This is a genomic window from Mycolicibacterium boenickei, from assembly GCF_010731295.1.
GTDB classification, from domain to species: Bacteria; Actinomycetota; Actinomycetes; order Mycobacteriales; family Mycobacteriaceae; genus Mycobacterium; species Mycobacterium boenickei.
On record NZ_AP022579.1, the window covers coordinates 5,191,259 to 5,207,072 of the forward strand.

Genomic DNA, 15,814 nt, shown 5'->3' on the forward strand with positions numbered 1-15,814 from the left:
GGATAAACGTCGCCACAGCTGATCATCAACCGGCCAATTTCAACCGGGTCACCCATTTTTGGTGAGCCATACACCTTGGTTACTCAATTCCCCGGAAATCACGGCACATTCGCGGGGTTGTGCCAGTATCTGGACTGCACTGCATCGAAATCCACCCGCCCGAGGGGAAGTTCGCCGTTGCACACGATCGCCCAAGTCTTTATCGATCATCCTGAGATAGCCATTTTCCTGGCCCTCGCCGGCGGGTATTACTTCGGAAAGTTCCAGTACAAAGGCCTCGGGTTGGGCGCCGTCACGGCAACGCTGTTGTGCGGCGTCATCATTGGGGCGGTGCTGCAGACCGGCGGCCACACCATCCATATCGACGGTGTGATCAAGCAGGTGTTCTTCCTGCTGTTCCTGTTCGCCCTCGGATACAACCTAGGGCCGCAGTTCTTTTCGGGCCTGAAAGGTGACGGGCTCCCCCAGGCGGTTTTCACCGTCGTCCTCATCGTGGTGGGTTTCGCGGCGGTGATCGTTCTCGCCAAGATTTTCAACTACAACCCTGGATTGTCGGCGGGGCTCGCGGCCGGCGCACTCACGCAGTCGTCGATCATCGGCGTGGCACAGACCTCGATCGCCGGCCTCGACGTCGGCGCCGACACCATAAAGCAGTGGCAGGACCTGGTTTCGGTGGGCTACGCCGTCACCTACATCTTCGGCACCATCGGCGCGGCCATCTACTGCGCCAACATCGCGCCCCGGATACTCGGCATCAAGAACCTGCCGACCGCCGCTCACGACCTCGAAAAACGCTTGGGTTTCCATGAAGAAGTTGCCAATGCGCTGCCCGCATACGATCAGATCGTGCGGCGGTCCTACCGGATCGAGCGGGGGCTACCCGAGCGGCACGGTGCGGGCATGACCATCGCCGAGGCCGAACAGTATCTGCGGCAGCAGACCGGTGGCCGGGTATTCGTCTCGCAGATCCGGCACGGGGACCGGAAACTCGCCGCCGATCCCGACACCCGAATCGTCCCCGGCGACCACATCGCGGTCAACGGCCGCCGCGAATGGGTCATTGCGGGTCCGATTGCCGACTTGTGTGTCGAAACCGACGACCCGGAGTTGTTGTCGTATGCGATGGAAGAACTCGACGTCGTGCTCACCAACGACGACCTCGACGGCGTCACGTTCCGGGAAGCCTACGAGAACCCGGCATTCCGCGGCGTCTACCTCAAGCGCATCAAGCGTGCCGGCGTGGAGATCCCGCTGGCTTCGGAGGTCCGACTCAAGCGCGGCGACGAGCTTCTGCTCGTCGGCGAGCGGCACCTGATCGAAAACGCCATCGCTCTCATCGGTTACCCCGAGCGCACCACCCCCAACACCGACATGGTCACCCTGGGCCTCGGCATCGCGGTCGGTGCCCTGATAGGCGTCCCGTCGGTGATGGTCGCCGGCATCCCGCTGTCGCTGACCACCAGCGTCGGCGCGCTGCTGATGGGCCTGCTGATCGGCTGGCGGCGGTCGAAGTCCCCCACTTTCGGACGCATTCCCCCTGGCGCGCAGTGGTTCTTCGAAGGTGTCGGCCTGACCGCGTTCATCGCAGTCGTGGGAATCACCTCCGGACCGGGCTTCGTCAAAGGCCTGCAGCAATACGGGGTGTCGCTGTTTCTGGCCGGAGTGATCGTCACCATGGTGCCGCTCGTGGTGATGACGCTGCTCGCGAAGTATGTGTTCAAGTTCGACCCGGTGTTGACCCTGGGCATGCTGACCGGGGCCCAAACCACCACCGCCGCCGTGGGTTCGTTACGTGAAGCCGCGAAATCCAGTGTCCCGCTACTCGGATTCACCGTGCCGTACGCCATCGGCAACATCTTCCTGTCCATCGGCGGCGCAATCGTCGTCGCGTTCATGGCGTGATACCGACTCACCATCCTGACCCGAATCGACCGGAAGGCCTGCACGTGACTCTCAAACACATCTCCCGCGAGGAAATCGCCGAGCTGCAGCATCTGTCGCCGTTCGAGCTCAAGTCCAAACTGATCGAGCTCGCCGGTGAACACGAGCAACGCACCACGTTTCAGATGCTCAACGCCGGGCGCGGCAATCCGAACTTCATCGCGCCCACGCCCCGGGAAGCCTTCTTCGCATTGGGCGGATTCGCGCTCGAAGAGTCGCGGACCAACAAGCAGTGGGATCCGGAACTCGTCGGTGTGCCCCAGAAGGACGGCATCGCCGAGCGTTTCCGCATCTGGCTGGACAAGCATCAAGGTGAGCCCGGCATCGAATTGCTCAGCGGCGTCCTCAAATACGGAATCGAGCAGTGCGCCTTCAACCCCGATTCGTTCGTCTGGGAACTGGCCGACTCGATCATCGGTGACCACTACCCTTCGCCGGACCGGATGCTCGTGCACAACCACGAGATCACCAAGCGGTACCTGATGCAGGAACTGGCCCCGGGCAAGGACCTCGGTGAGTACGACCTGTTCGCCGTCGAAGGCGGCACCGCGGCAATGTGTTACATCTTCAACTCGCTCATGCTCAACCGGTTGATGCACCGCGGCGACAAGGTCGCCCTGATGACACCGATCTTCACCCCGTACCTCGAGATCACCGAACTCGACGAGTTCAATTTCGAGCAGGTCCACATCCAGGCGTCGGGCACGTACCCGGACGGCCGGCACGACTGGCAGTTCCCGGATTCCGAGATCGACAAGCTGCTGGACCCCGACATCAAGGTCCTCTACTGCGTGAACCCGACCAACCCGCCGTCGGTGCGCATCGCCCCGGCGACCCTCGATCGGATAGCCGACATCGTCCACACCGAGAGGCAGGATCTGATCGTCATCACCGACGACGTGTACAGCACGTTCATCGACGGCTTCCAGTCCCTGATGGGTGTCGCCCCTCGCAACACCATCACGGTGTACTCGTTCTCCAAGTACTTCGGCGCCACCGGTTGGCGGTTGGGCACGATCGGGATCGCGCGGGACAACGTCTTCGACGAAATGTTGGCCGGTCTACCGGAGGCGGACAAGGAGGCACTCGACAAGCGGTACAGCCCGCTGACCCTGCAGCCCCGCAAGATCCGGTTCATCGACCGGTTGGTCGCCGACAGCCGCAATGTCGCGCTCAACCACACCGCGGGACTGTCCCTGCCCCAGCAGTGCCAGATGCTGCTGTTCAGCGCCTACTGCCTGCTGGATCAGGCGGACCACTACAAGCATCAGGCGCAGGAGCTGATCGCCAGGCGGTTCAAGTCGCTGCAGGACGGTATGCAGATCCAGCTCGAGAAAGATCCCAACCGCGTCGCGTACTACGTCGAACTGGACTTCCTGAACTGGGCCGCCGAGCGGGGCGATCCGGGATTCATCGACTTCGTGAAGGCGAATTACGAGCCGACCGACATCCTGTTCCGGCTGGCCGAGCAGACCGGGGTGGTGTTGTTGAACGGCGGCGGTTTCGAGGGGCCGGAGTGGTCGATCCGGGTGTCGTTGGCGAACCTTCGGGACGTGCAGTACGAAGAGATCGGCAAGGCGATGATCGCCGTCGCCGAGCAGTACGAGTCCGAGTACAAGGCGGCGAAGGCCCGGTCGTAGCGACCCGGGCCAGACCGATACTCAGTCCAGCAGCACCGTGGCGAAGGTGCCGACCTGTTCAAATCCGATGCGGGCGTATGTTGCTCGCGCCACGGTGTTGTAGTTGTTGACGTACAGGCTCGCGATGCGGCCCGAGCCCACCACGGCGGCCGCCAAGGCCGCTGTCCCCGCGGTGCCCAGCCCATGACCGCGCCACTCGGGGTGCACCCACACGCCTTGTATCTGGCCGACCGCGGGTGACTGCGACCCGACCTCGGCCTTGAACACGACCTCGCCGCGTTCGAACCTGGCCCATGCGCGGCCCGCGGCGATCAGGCTGGCGATGCGGCGGCGGTAGCCACGGCCGCCGTCACCGAGCCGCGGGTCGACACCGACCTCACCGATGAACATGTCGATCGCCGCCACCAGATAGGCGTCGAGTTCGTCCATGCGCACCGGGCGGACCGCCGGGTCGATCACACAGTGCGGCATCGAGTCGAGCGCCATCAACGGCTGTTGTTCACGAACGTCACGGGCGGTGCCCCACACCGATTCCAGCCGCCGCCACATGGGCAGTACCAACTCGGCCCGGCCGACCAGAGACGAACAGCGACGCGCGGTGCTCATCGCCTTGTCCGAGAACGCCTTGAGATCCTCGGCATCTCCACGCAACGGGATCAGGTTGGGGCCTGCGTAACAAAGCGACTCGGTGACACTGCGCCTGGTCCACAGCTCCCCGCCGATCGCGCCGTGTTCGACGCCGAACTCGGCGACGCGGGCGGCCACCATGCACGACGCGACCGGGTCCTCGTCGAACACCTGGAGACACGGGGTGGCGTCGCGCACCACGGAGACCCGTCGCTCGTCGACGAGTCGGAACAGCGGCGGTGCCGACATTGGCGATTCCCTCTGCTCAAGCCAAGGCTGGGTGACCCCGCTCACAGGGTCGTTATCAGCTTACGGTCACCACTGGCGAACCGCTGCCATCATCTGACCCGGCTTGTTCGGCCAGTCGCATCGCCTCTTCGATCAGCGTCTCGACGATCTGGGCCTCGGGCACGGTCTTGATCACCTCACCCTTGACGAAGATCTGGCCCTTGCCGTTGCCGGAGGCCACCCCGAGATCGGCCTCGCGGGCCTCGCCCGGTCCGTTGACCACACAACCCATCACCGCGACCCGCAGCGGGACATCCAGCCCGTCCAGGCCCGCGCTCACCGCGTTGGCCAGGGTGTACACGTCGACCTGGGCGCGCCCGCAGGAGGGGCACGACACGATCTCCAGACCGCGGGGCCGCAGGTTCAGCGACTCCAGGATCTGGTTTCCGACCTTGACCTCTTCGGCCGGCGGCGCCGACAGCGACACCCGGATGGTGTCGCCGATCCCCTTGGACAACAACGCACCGAACGCCACCGCCGACTTGATGGTGCCCTGGAATGCCGGACCGGCCTCGGTGACGCCGAGGTGCAGCGGGTAGTCGCACTGGGCGGCCAGCTGGGTGTAGGCCTCGACCATGATCACCGGGTCGTTGTGCTTGACGCTGATCTTGATGTCGCCGAAGCCGTGCTCCTCGAACAGCGAGGCCTCCCACAGCGCCGATTCGACCAACGCCTCGGGTGTGGCCTTGCCGTACTTCTTCATCAGCCGGGGGTCGAGCGAACCGGCGTTGACGCCGATGCGGATCGGGATGCCCGCGTCGCCCGCGGCCTTGGCCACCTCTTTGACCCGGCCGTCGAACTCCTTGATGTTGCCGGGGTTGACGCGCACCGCCGCGCAGCCGGCGTCGATCGCGGCGAAGATGTACTTGGGCTGGAAATGGATGTCGGCGATCACCGGGATCTGGCTGTGCCGGGCGATCTCGGCGAGCGCGTCGGCGTCCTCCTGCCGTGGGCAGGCCACCCGCACGATGTCGCAGCCCGACGCGGTCAGCTCGGCGATCTGCTGCAGAGTCGAGTTGACGTCGTGAGTCTTGGTGGTGCACATGGACTGCACCGCGATCGGGTGCTCGCTGCCGATGCCGACGCCGCCCACATCGAGCTGCCGGGTCTTACGCCGCGGCGCCAGGGTCGGCGCCGGGGGTGCGGGCATTCCCAAACCGATGGACGCTGTCATGTGGGATCTCTCCTACTGGAAGATGCTGAGTGGGTTGACCAGGTCTGCGGTCACGGTCAGCAACATGTAGCTGACCACCACCAGCAGCACCACGTACGTGGCGGGCATGAGCTTGAGGTAGTTGACCGGGCCTGCGGCGACCTTGCCGCGGGCCGCCCGGAACATGTTGCGGATCTTCTCGTACGTCGCGACCGCGATGTGACCCCCGTCGAACGGGAGCAACGGCACCAGGTTGATCGCGCCGAGCACGAAGTTCAACTGCGCCAGGAAGAACCAGAACGCGACCCACAGCCCGGCCTCGACGGTCTCACCGCCGATGATGCTGGCACCGACCACGCTGATCGGGGTTTCCTTGTCCCGTTCACCGCCGCCTATGGCGTGCACCAGAGCACCGATCTTGGTGGGAATCTTGGCCAGCGACTTGCCCAACTCGACGGCCATGTCGCCGGTGAACGAGATCGTCGCCGGCACCGCGGCGATCGGGTTGTACGGCGTGGGGGGCTCGACCTTGACCGCGCTGACGCCGATCGCGCCGACGGTGGCCGCTTCCTTGGCGTCCGCGCTGGTGAACCGCTGCGTCTGGGTCACGTCGACGACGGTGTTGACGGTCTGGCCGTCACGCTTGAGTTCGATCGCCACCGGGCCGTTGAGCTTGCGGATCTCGGCGGCCATCTGGGAGAAGTCGGACACCTTGGTGTCACCGACCTTGACGATCTCGTCACCGGCCCGGATCCCGGCCTGCGCCGCCGGACCCGCACCCTGGCACTCCCCCATCTTGTCGAGGCTCAGTTGCGGTGCGACACAACCGGTTTCACCGACAATCGCGGTAGTGGGCTGGGTGATGTTGGGCAATCCCCACATGATCGCGACGCTGTAGAGCAGCACCAGTCCGATGATGAAGTTCATCGCCGGGCCGGCGAACAGCACCGCGACGCGCTTCCACACCTTCTGCTTGTACATCGCATAGGGCCGGTCTTCCGGGGCGATCTCGTCGACCGAGGTCATGCCCGCGATATCGCAGAACCCGCCCAGCGGAATGGCCTTGATGCCGTATTCGGTCTCGCCGAGGCGGTTGGGGCGACGCGTCGACCACAGCGTCGGACCGAAGCCCACGAAGTAGCGGCGCACCTTCATCCCGGTGGCCCGAGCCACCCACATGTGGCCGCATTCGTGCAAGGCCACCGATACCAGGATGGCCAGCGCGAACAGCGCGACGCCGATAACGAACATCATTTGGTGACGAGCCCTTTTCTGACGGATTTCTGCTCGACGGTGCGCCGGGCCAGGTCCTTGGCCCACCGCTGCGCATCGAGTACTTCTTCCACGGTAGCGGGTTCGGCGGCCCACTGGTCGGCAGCGTGCAACACGTCACCGACGGTTCGCACGATGGTGGGAAAGTCGATCCTGCCCTGAAGGAAGGCCTCCGCCGCTTCTTCGTTGGCGGCGTTGTACACCGCGGTCAGGCAGCCGCCGCGGGTTCCGGCCGCCCGCGCCAGGTTCACCGCGGGGAACACCTCGTTGTCCAGCGGCAGGAATTCCCAGGTGGACGCGGTGGTGAAGTCACAGGCCAGGGCCGCGCCGGGCACCCGTGCCGGCCACCCCAGCGCCAGTGCGATCGGCAGTTTCATGTCCGGCGGGCTGGCCTGGGCCAGGGTCGAACCGTCGGTGAAGGTGGCCATCGAGTGGACGATCGACTGTGGGTGTACCACGACCTCGATGCGGTCGTAGTCGATGCCGAACAGCAGGTGGGTCTCGATCAACTCCAGGCCCTTGTTCACCAGGGTCGCCGAGTTCAGCGTGTTCATCGGGCCCATCGACCACGTCGGATGCTTGCCGGCCTGCTCGGGGGTCACCGATTCCAGATCGGCGGCCGTCCATCCCAGGAACGGCCCCCCGGACGCGGTGAGGACGATCTTGGCGACCTCGTCCGCGGTGCCGCCGCGCAGGCACTGGGCCATCGCGGAATGCTCGGAATCCACGGGAACGATCTGTCCCGGTGCGGCTGCCTTGAGGACCAGCGGGCCACCCGCGACCAGGGACTCCTTGTTGGCCAGGGCCAACCGCGCGCCGGTGGCCAGGGCAGCCAGCGTCGGCGCCAGGCCCAGCGCGCCCACCAGCGCGTTGAGCACCACGTCGGCCTCGGTGTTCTCGACCAGTTGGGTGACCGCGTCGGGCCCGGCGTACCTCACCTCGCCGATCTTGTCGGCGGCCCGCTGGTCGGCGACCGCGATGTTGCCGACGCCGGTCGCGGCGCGCTGGGCGGCGAGCAGGTCGGGATTACCGCCGCCGGCAGCCAGGCCGACAACCTCGAACCGGTCGGGGTTGGCCGCGATGACCTCGAGCGCCTGGGTGCCGATCGATCCGGTGCTTCCGAGTATCAGCACACGCATTCTGTCGCTCACCGTTACATTGTGCCGCGTCCCGGGCCTGGTGGCGCCGATGGTCACCCCATCCGGGCCGACGGGTCCGCGGTGGCCTCGATCTTGGTGACCAGACCGCCCCGGATGGTCAGCGTGACGACGGCGAACAGTCGGCGACGGTGGTAGGCGAGCAGAACCGGCTCGCCTGCCGCGCCGCACACCAGGGTCGCGCCCGGGCCCAGGTAGCGCAGCAGGTTCGTCGCGACGGCATCGGCACCGTGGTTGATCTGTGGCGGCGGGGCCGGATCGGCCAGGACGGTGCCGACGCCCCAGACCGTCGGGTCGAGCACCGAGGTCAGCGCCTGCACGTCGCCGGTGGCGCACGCGGCGATGAAGGTCTCCATCACCTGCCGGTGTTCGATCGCGGCGACGTCGAGCGGCCGGTGGGTGGCGCCGGTGAATTTCGCTCTGGCCCGTCGCGCCAACTGCCGACAGGTACCCACGGGCCTGCCGACCGTCTCGGCGATGTCGTCGAACGGCACCGCGAAGACGTCGTGCAGCACGAATGCCACGCGCTCCCCGGGGCTGAGGCGGTTGAGCACCTCGAACAACGCGGCGCGGACCTCGTCATCGAGCGTGACCCGGTCCGCCGGATCTGTGTCGGTCGACGCCGTCGACTCCAGCAGCGTGCCCGGATCGGGGCGTTCCAGCCGGGAGCGGGCCGACCGAACGTGATCGAGGCACAGTCGCCCGGCCACCACGGTCAACCAGGCACGTACGTCATCGAGGTGTTCGGCGTCGGTGCGGGAGAGTCGCAGGAACGCTTCCTGGGCGATGTCCTCGGCGTCGCCGATGTCGCCCACCATCTGATAGGCGAGGTTGACCAGATACGGGTGGTGCGCCCGCCAGGCCTCTTCGATCGACGCGGAATCGCTCATGCCATTACGACGATTCAGAGCGCGGGAAAGTTACCGCGCCGCGGGTGTAACTTTCCCGGGTCGCGTCCCGTCCTTGATCGCATGAACACAATTCTCGTCACGGGTGCCACCGGCAATGTCGGCCGCCCGCTGGTCACCGAACTCGTCCACGCCGGCGCCCGGGTGCGCGCCGTCACCCGCAACCCTGAGACCGCCGGATTGCCGCCCGATGTCGAACTGGTCCGATCCGCGGCCGACGGCGTAGCCGGCGCGTCGGCGGTGTTCCTCAACTCCCGCGCGTTGGGTCGGGAACTGGCCGCGACAGTCGACCTGGCCCGTGCCGCGGGCGTGCGGCGTCTGGTCGCGTTGTCGGCGATCAACGCCGATGACGATGACTCCCGGCAGCCGTCGCGCGTGCGCGGGGACCGCAATCGCGAAGTCGAGCAACTCGCCGTCGCCTCCGGCCTGGAATGGATCAGCTTGCGCCCCACGGTGTTCGCCTCCAACTTCGCGGGCATGTGGGCGGCGCAGATCCGGGCCGGCGAGGTGGTGAGCGGTCCGTACGCGCGCGCATCCACCGCGGTGATCGCCGACTCCGACATCTCGGCCGTGGCCGCAGTGGCTCTGCTCACCGACGACCTTGTGGGACAGCGCATCCCGCTGACCGGACCGCAGGCGCTGACCAACACCGAACTGGTGGACACGATCGGCCAGGTGCTGCGGCGGCCGCTGCGCTACCGCGAGGCGCCGACCGACGTGGTGCGGCAGCGGTTTGTCGAACTGGGTTTTCCGGCGGCGTTCGCCGACGCGTACATGGGTCTGCTGGCCGACACCGTCGAGCGACCGGCACTGGTGACCCACGAGGTGGACAAGATCCTCGGGCGGGCGGCGACGACGTTCGCCGACTGGGTGGCCGAGCATCGATCGATCTTCGCGAACACTTGAGGAGGACAAGACATGTCAGAACGCAAGACCGGTCTGCAGCCGCCTCGCTGGCTCAAGCCGATGAACAAGCTGATGATGGCGGTGCAGCGCCTCGGCATCCCGACCGGACCGGCCATGGTGCTGACAGTTCCAGGCCGTAAGAGCGGGGTGCCTCGCAGCACTCCGATGACACCGTTCGACCTCGACGGTGGCCTCTACACGGTCGCCGGATATCCGGGCTCGGACTGGGCAGCCAATGCCCGTGCCGCCGGCGCCGGCACCCTTACCAGGGGCCGACGGTCCCGGCCGGTGAAGATCGTCGAGCTCACGCCGGACCAGTCACGCCCGGTGCTGCGCGCGTTCGCGGTCAAGGTGCCGGTGGGTGTCGGCTTCGCCAAGCGCAGCGGCCTCGTCATCGACGGCACGCCAGACGAATTCGAGGCGCTGGCCGGACGTTTGACGGTGTTCCGGTTCGATCCCGCCTAGGCGCCGGCGGCCGACGCGACAGCTCGGCGGATCGAGATGTCTCCCGACCCGGTGCGCGCGTGGATCTGGAACGTCTCGTCGCCGTCGGCAGGCCCGTCGGAGGTCTGCAGGCCGTTGTCGACGGTGCCGGAGTGGGTCTTGAGCTCAAGGCGCGCCGCGGTGCCCTCGGGGATCCCGACTTCGACCTCGCCGCTACCGGTCTGCGCGCTGAGCGCGCCGCTGACCGCGGCACCGACGGTCACGGAACCCGACGCGGCCTGGTGCTTGACGTGCCCGCGCAGCGTTCCGATGGTCAGGCTGCCGCTGGCCGCCTGGAACTTGACGTCTCCGTCGATGCGATCGATCGATGCGTCACCGGAGGCTGTGGCGAGGCGGGCGTTGCCCGCGACGTCGCCGATGGTGATATCTCCGGATGCGCTGTCCGCCTTGATGTTTCCGGTTATCGTTGCCACGCGCACGGCACCGCTTGCGGTGGCACAGCGGCAGTCCGAGTAGACGCCGTCCGCATCGATGTCGGCCGATGCCGAGGAAAGGTTGAGCCGGGACCCGGTGGGCAGCGCGATGTCCACGCGGACCGCTCCCCCGCGCCCCAGCGACAGGATCTTCCTGCCTGCGGTCACTGCCAGATTGCCGTTGTGAAAATCGACGCGGGCCTGCTCGGCGGCGCGCACATCAGAGGCGCGGTCAGGATCCCGCGGCTTGATGTCGACGACGGTGTCGTCCCGGTCGGTGGCCGCCAGATGCACTGCACCGGCGACGACTTCGACGACCGCCGTGATGGGTTCGGAGGTATGGAACTTGGGCATCGAATTCTCCTGTCGGTCTGGTTCAGCGGACCCAACCGCTGAAGGTTTTCTCTCCGGGGCGGCCCTGACGCCCGACCCCACCGACCGCTGCCGCAACGGATCGGACGAGCCAGGCGTTCACCGACACGCCGTCACGACGGGCAGCGCCTTCCACCCCGGCGCGCAGGGTGTCCGGAAGGCGCAGCGAAACCCGCCAGGTACCGCCACCGTCGTCGTCATGAACATCCACCACCGGCGCCGTCTCGGGAACCTCTATATCTGCGGCCTCGACGGTGAACTCGGGGTCACGGCCGTTGAGCCGGACATGGACAGAACCGGGCGCGAGTTCGCGGGTGATCTGCTCGGCCGCCTCGGACAGCGCCTCCAGCAGCGCGAGCCGCAACGCGGATTCCAGCGGCGCGGTCAGCCGCTGGGCCAACGCCTCGGCCTCGGCACCACCCGCCGCGGCTGCGACGCCGAGTTCGTGCCGGACGGTCTCGACGTAGGGCTGCAAGTCCATGATGTCATGGTGACATCATTTTGATGTCACGGCAAGCGTCAATCTGACGCGCAGGCTAGCCGACCTTCGCGATGACGGTCTCCGCGAACTGCTCGATGGGGCCGCGGAACCGGTCGACACCGGTGGCGCCGTTGGGCGCGGTGAGCCACGGCGCGCACATCACCGCCGTGATGCCGAGATCCTCGGCCCGCTTGTACAGATCCGCCGACGGAGGATCGAGCAACGCCAGGATGATCTCGAACTGCTCGCGGTCCCGCCCGTACTCACGACGCAACTCGGCCAGCCGGGTGGTGTAGCCGGTGGCCTGATCAAGGGTGTAGGCATAGCCGATCCAGCCGTCGCAGCATCGGGCCGCGCGGCGCAGCGCCGCCTCGGATTCACCGCCGCACAGGATCGGCACCGGAGCCGGCGGGTGCGGTTCGACCATCAACTCCGGCACCGAGTAGTACCGCCCCTGGTAAGAAACCCAGCCACCCTTCCACAGCTCGCGCAGCGCCGGGATCATCTCGTCGAGTCGCTTACCCCGGGTGTCGAAATCCTGGCCCATCAGCTCGAATTCCTCCCGCATCCAACCGACGCCGACCCCGAGGGACACCCGCCCACCCGAGATCACCGCGGCCGTCGCCACCTGCTTGGCGACCTCGAGCAGCGGACGCGCGGGCGCCACGTAGACGGCGTTGGAGAATCGCAGCCGGCGAGTCAGCGCGGCCATCGCACCGATCAGCACCCAGGAGTCCGGCCAGGCGGTCTCCGGCGTCCATGGCGGCTTACCGGTCGCGGAATCTGGATAGGGCGACGACAGTTCGCGCGGATAGATCATGTGATCCGAGCACACCATGCCGTGGTAGCCGGCGTCGTCGAGTAACGGTGCCACCGTGAGCGCGTCGGTGGTGTCCATGAAAGCCGTGCCGCTCCAGAACTGCATTGAAGACCTTCCGCGTGTTTTCCGGTGTGTTCATGGGCAGCATGGACACATGCCCACGCTGCTCTGGTTTCGCCGAGACCTGCGCTGCCACGACCATCCCGCCCTGTTGGAGGCCGCACAGCAGGACGGCGAGGTACTGGCCTGCTATGTCCTCGATCCGCGACTGGAGGCATCTTCGGGTGCGCGTCGCCTGCAGTATCTGTATCGGGCTTTGCGCGAGCTGTCCGACAGCCTCCACGGAAAACTGGTGGTGACCCGTGGCCGACCCGAGGAGCGCATTCCGGCGCTGGCCCGGGCCGTCGGCGTCGACTCGGTGCACATCTCGCAGGACCACTCGCCGTTCGGGCGGCGCCGCGATGACGCGGTACAGGCCGTCCTGGGCGAGATCGCCCTGCGCGCAACGGGATCCGGCTACCTGGTGTCGCCCGGCCGGATAACGAAACCGGATGGTGCGCCGTACCGGGTCTTCACGCCGTACTTCCGCGCCTGGCGCGAGCACGGTTGGCGCGCTCCCGCGGATTCCGGGCCCGATTCGGCGCGCTGGATCGACCCCGCGGACGTCCCGGAGACCGGTGGCGATCGCATCGAAATTCCTTCCACCGCAGAAGCGCTGACTTTTCCCGCAGGTGAGCGTGCAGCCAGGGCGCAGTGGGATCAATTCGTGCAGCAGGGCCTGGCCGAGTACCGGGCCCGCCGCGACCGACCCGACCTTGACGCCACCAGCCGGATGTCGGCGCACCTCAAGTTCGGCACCATCCATCCGCGGACCATGGCGGTCGACCTCGACTCCGGCGATGACGCCTACCTGCGGGAGCTCGCCTTCCGCGATTTCTATGCCGCGGTACTGCATCACTGGCCGGACAGCGCTTGGCACAACTGGAATCGAGACTTCGACCGGATCGAAGTGGACGACGACGAGGCGGCGCAGCGCGCGTTCGAAGCCTGGAAGCGCGGCCGGACCGGATTCCCGATCGTCGATGCCGGGATGCGCCAGCTGGCCGCGACGGGGTTCATGCACAACCGCGTGCGCATGATCGTGGCCTCGTTCCTCGTCAAAGACCTGCACCTGCCGTGGCAGTGGGGAGCGCGCTGGTTTCTCGACCAGTTGATCGACGGCGATCTGGCCAACAACCAGCACGGCTGGCAGTGGGCGGCCGGCTGCGGCACCGACGCCGCACCCTACTTCCGAGTTTTCAATCCGGAGCTGCAGGGCGCGAAGTTCGATCCCGACGGCGACTACATCCGGCAGTGGGTCCCGGAGTTGGCCGGCGTTGCCAACGTGCACAAACTCGGCATCGACCGACCGGCGACCTATCCCGGACCGATCGCCGACCACGCCGAGGAGCGCCTGGAGGCATTGCGGAGATACCGGCTCCTGGGTTGAACCCCCAGGGCTCGCGTACGACGCAGTGTCGTATGTCAGAATGTGCGCAAGCCAAGACTGAAGCCAGTTCGATCCGGAGGAGCAACCGTGGCCAGCACCGAAGTGGAGCGCAACAACGGCGTCGACGTCGAGGAAGTGCCGTCCGCAGCGTGGGGCTGGTCGGACCTCAACATCAAGGTGATCCACCTCGGCGGCATCCTGTCCGCGCTCTTCCTGCTGGTGATGATGCACGGCAATCACATCGGCCACGTCGAGAACTGGTTCCTCATCACGTTCGCGGCCCTCATCCTCGTGGCCGTGGCCCGCAACATCTGGATGCGTCGCCGCGGCTGGATCCGCTAGCCGCACCTCGCCCATGCCGGCCTTACAACCGGGCCGGCGCAGCGATCGACGTATCGACCGGTCGCATCGGGCGGATCATCCCCTCCTGGGCGAATGACGCCAGCAGCTCACCGTCTTCGGTGTGCACCTGACCACGGACATATGACATTCCCTGTCCGGCCGCGGTGCTCTCATGCCCGTAGAGCAGCCAGCCGTCCCACTCGACAGGCTCGTGGAAACTGACCGACGTCGACATCAATGCTGTCGACACCGTCGTGTGCGCCTGCGCGGTGCCGACGCCTCGATGCGGTCGCATGGTGGTCGAGATGCCGAGTTGGCCGGTGAAGTAGGCGAGCAGCGCTTTGGCGAGGTCGTCACGTTCCGGGATCGGGTCGTAGCGCAGCCAGGCATAGAGTTCGGGCGGCCCCACCTCGTCGGGGCTGTTGACATCGACCACGTCGACGAGGCGCAGTTCATGGCCGGCCATTGCCTGCCCGGCCGGGTGGGCATCATCCGGCGTCTCGACGTCGGGCCGCAGCGCATGGTGGCTGACCACGTCGCCAGTGGGCACGTCGGCCAACACGGTCACGGTCGCGCACAGCCGGGAATCCTGCTCCACGGCCACCACGGCTGTCGCCGTCGAGCGCCCCTCGTGCACCACACGGACGGACAATTCGACTGTCGATTCGATCTCGACCGGCCGCGTGAAGACCGCATGAGCCGAACGAATCACCTTGTCCGGGAATCGCTTTGCCGTCGCAACGATGGCCTGGCCCAGCGCCTGCATCCCTTTGGCCACCCGCCTGCCGTCAGTCCCGGCCGGGCCGGTCACGCCGATGAATCGGTCCGGACCGGCGGGCGTCACGTCCAGTGCTTCCAGCAGGCCCGCGACCGACGCCTCTGCCTGCATCAACACACCGGGACCAGGTCCGCGTCGAGCAGACCTGCCGACCGCCCGCACCGGAACAGCGTCTCCACTCCATCTGTCGAACCGGGGCCTGCCCCGGCAATGGCCAACGCGTGGGCTTTGAATGCCAGCGCGGCCGCGCTCGGGTGGTACTGAACCCGCTGCACCTGTCCCTCGAACCCGCCGGGAGCGCGGGACCCGAAGAAGACCACGTCGCCGACGGGATCCCGCAAGGTGAGCCCGTGGTCGCCGGATTCGACCCGCGAGGTGCCGATCGCCGTGATCGCCACCGAATCCGCCTCCACCGACCGCCACAGCGCGTTCAGGCCAACGACTTTCAGACCGAGAATGCGAAGCGCCTGCGCGTCTCCGCCCTCACCGACGGCGACATTGACCCGCCAGCCCGCCATGGCCCGGTCGAACAACCAGCCGCCGATGCTCGTCACGGTGTCGGCGGCATCGGCTGCCACCACGTTCAGCTCGTACTGCAGGACCTTCGAGGGACGCACCCGCTGCCGGCCGAACGGAGCTGCGAGCGTGTTGCCGCCGCGTACGTCGGACAACTGCGCGGACATTCCTGACTGTGGGGACATAGGGCATCCAATCCGGGTCCAA

General features: G+C 66.8%; 16 protein-coding genes. 6 read left to right on the plus strand and 10 right to left on the minus strand.

All coding sequences use genetic code 11. The annotated features are described in order from the left end of the window. The first annotated feature begins 177 nt into the window (after positions 1-177). Together aspT and G6N57_RS24800 are read left to right on the plus strand one after the other, a co-directional pair. Positions 178-1,902, plus strand: a complete 1,725-nt coding sequence (aspT, locus tag G6N57_RS24795; protein WP_162563908.1) for an aspartate-alanine antiporter — start codon at positions 178-180, stop codon at positions 1,900-1,902. Between the two features lie 44 nt (positions 1,903-1,946). Then, positions 1,947-3,581, plus strand: a complete 1,635-nt coding sequence (locus G6N57_RS24800; protein ID WP_077738973.1) for a bifunctional aspartate transaminase/aspartate 4-decarboxylase — start codon at positions 1,947-1,949, stop codon at positions 3,579-3,581. A 21-nt stretch (positions 3,582-3,602) separates the two neighbouring features. On the opposite strand, the gene G6N57_RS24805 is transcribed toward G6N57_RS24800, so the two are convergent. From G6N57_RS24805 to sigI, 5 genes are read right to left on the minus strand one after another with little or no spacing between them, the layout of a single operon-like run. Then, entirely contained in the window at positions 3,603-4,457 is an 855-nt protein-coding gene (locus G6N57_RS24805; RefSeq protein ID WP_077738972.1) for a GNAT family N-acetyltransferase, read from the minus strand. A gap of 55 nt (positions 4,458-4,512) precedes the next feature. After that, positions 4,513-5,670, minus strand: a complete 1,158-nt coding sequence (gene ispG / locus G6N57_RS24810; protein ID WP_234815669.1) for a flavodoxin-dependent (E)-4-hydroxy-3-methylbut-2-enyl-diphosphate synthase — start codon at positions 5,668-5,670, stop codon at positions 4,513-4,515. A gap of 12 nt (positions 5,671-5,682) precedes the next feature. Further along, the gene (locus G6N57_RS24815; protein ID WP_077738970.1) at positions 5,683-6,903 is read right to left on the minus strand and encodes a M50 family metallopeptidase; all 1,221 of its coding nucleotides are present in this window, start codon (positions 6,901-6,903) and stop codon (positions 5,683-5,685) included. Further along, the gene (dxr, locus tag G6N57_RS24820) at positions 6,900-8,060 is read right to left on the minus strand and encodes a 1-deoxy-D-xylulose-5-phosphate reductoisomerase (protein WP_077741674.1); all 1,161 of its coding nucleotides are present in this window, start codon (positions 8,058-8,060) and stop codon (positions 6,900-6,902) included. Before dxr ends, G6N57_RS24815 begins: the two co-directional genes overlap by 4 nt. Before the next feature lie 53 nt (positions 8,061-8,113). Then, positions 8,114-8,968 (minus strand): RNA polymerase sigma factor SigI, encoded by an 855-nt coding sequence (sigI, locus tag G6N57_RS24825; RefSeq protein WP_077738969.1) that lies wholly within the window; start codon positions 8,966-8,968, stop codon positions 8,114-8,116. Positions 8,969-9,049: 81 nt separating this feature from the next. On the opposite strand from sigI, the gene G6N57_RS24830 reads away from it, so the two are divergent. Then, positions 9,050-9,892, plus strand: a complete 843-nt coding sequence (locus tag G6N57_RS24830; protein ID WP_077738968.1) for an NmrA family NAD(P)-binding protein — start codon at positions 9,050-9,052, stop codon at positions 9,890-9,892. A gap of 12 nt (positions 9,893-9,904) precedes the next feature. Then, a complete protein-coding gene (locus G6N57_RS24835) occupies positions 9,905-10,357 on the plus strand; it encodes a nitroreductase family deazaflavin-dependent oxidoreductase (protein WP_077738967.1) in 453 nt (150 codons plus the stop codon). On the opposite strand, the gene G6N57_RS24840 is transcribed toward G6N57_RS24835, so the two are convergent. From G6N57_RS24840 to G6N57_RS24850, 3 genes are read right to left on the minus strand one after another with little or no spacing between them, the layout of a single operon-like run. Beyond that, entirely contained in the window at positions 10,354-11,163 is an 810-nt protein-coding gene (locus tag G6N57_RS24840; protein WP_077738966.1) for a DUF4097 family beta strand repeat-containing protein, read from the minus strand. The genes G6N57_RS24835 and G6N57_RS24840 overlap by 4 nt on opposite strands. Positions 11,164-11,185: 22 nt before the next feature. Continuing rightward, positions 11,186-11,662: a histidine kinase gene (locus tag G6N57_RS24845; RefSeq protein WP_077738965.1), complete on the minus strand. Its 477-nt coding sequence runs from the start codon at positions 11,660-11,662 to the stop codon at positions 11,186-11,188. A gap of 55 nt (positions 11,663-11,717) precedes the next feature. Next, positions 11,718-12,587, minus strand: a complete 870-nt coding sequence (locus G6N57_RS24850; RefSeq protein ID WP_077738964.1) for a TIGR03619 family F420-dependent LLM class oxidoreductase — start codon at positions 12,585-12,587, stop codon at positions 11,718-11,720. Between the two features lie 49 nt (positions 12,588-12,636). On the opposite strand from G6N57_RS24850, the gene G6N57_RS24855 reads away from it, so the two are divergent. Beyond that, a complete protein-coding gene (locus tag G6N57_RS24855) occupies positions 12,637-13,971 on the plus strand; it encodes a cryptochrome/photolyase family protein (protein ID WP_077738963.1) in 1,335 nt (444 codons plus the stop codon). Between the two features lie 87 nt (positions 13,972-14,058). Next, positions 14,059-14,313 carry a DUF2631 domain-containing protein gene (locus tag G6N57_RS24860; protein ID WP_077738962.1) on the plus strand — a complete coding sequence of 85 codons (255 nt, stop codon included), beginning with the start codon at positions 14,059-14,061 and terminating at the stop codon, positions 14,311-14,313. Between the two features lie 22 nt (positions 14,314-14,335). On the opposite strand, the gene G6N57_RS24865 is transcribed toward G6N57_RS24860, so the two are convergent. Both G6N57_RS24865 and G6N57_RS24870 read right to left on the minus strand, forming a co-directional pair. Then, positions 14,336-15,202 (minus strand): acyl-CoA thioesterase, encoded by an 867-nt coding sequence (locus G6N57_RS24865; RefSeq protein WP_077738961.1) that lies wholly within the window; start codon positions 15,200-15,202, stop codon positions 14,336-14,338. Further along, entirely contained in the window at positions 15,202-15,792 is a 591-nt protein-coding gene (locus tag G6N57_RS24870; protein ID WP_133118320.1) for a hypothetical protein, read from the minus strand. Before G6N57_RS24870 ends, G6N57_RS24865 begins: the two co-directional genes overlap by 1 nt. Positions 15,793-15,814: the final 22 nt, after the last annotated feature.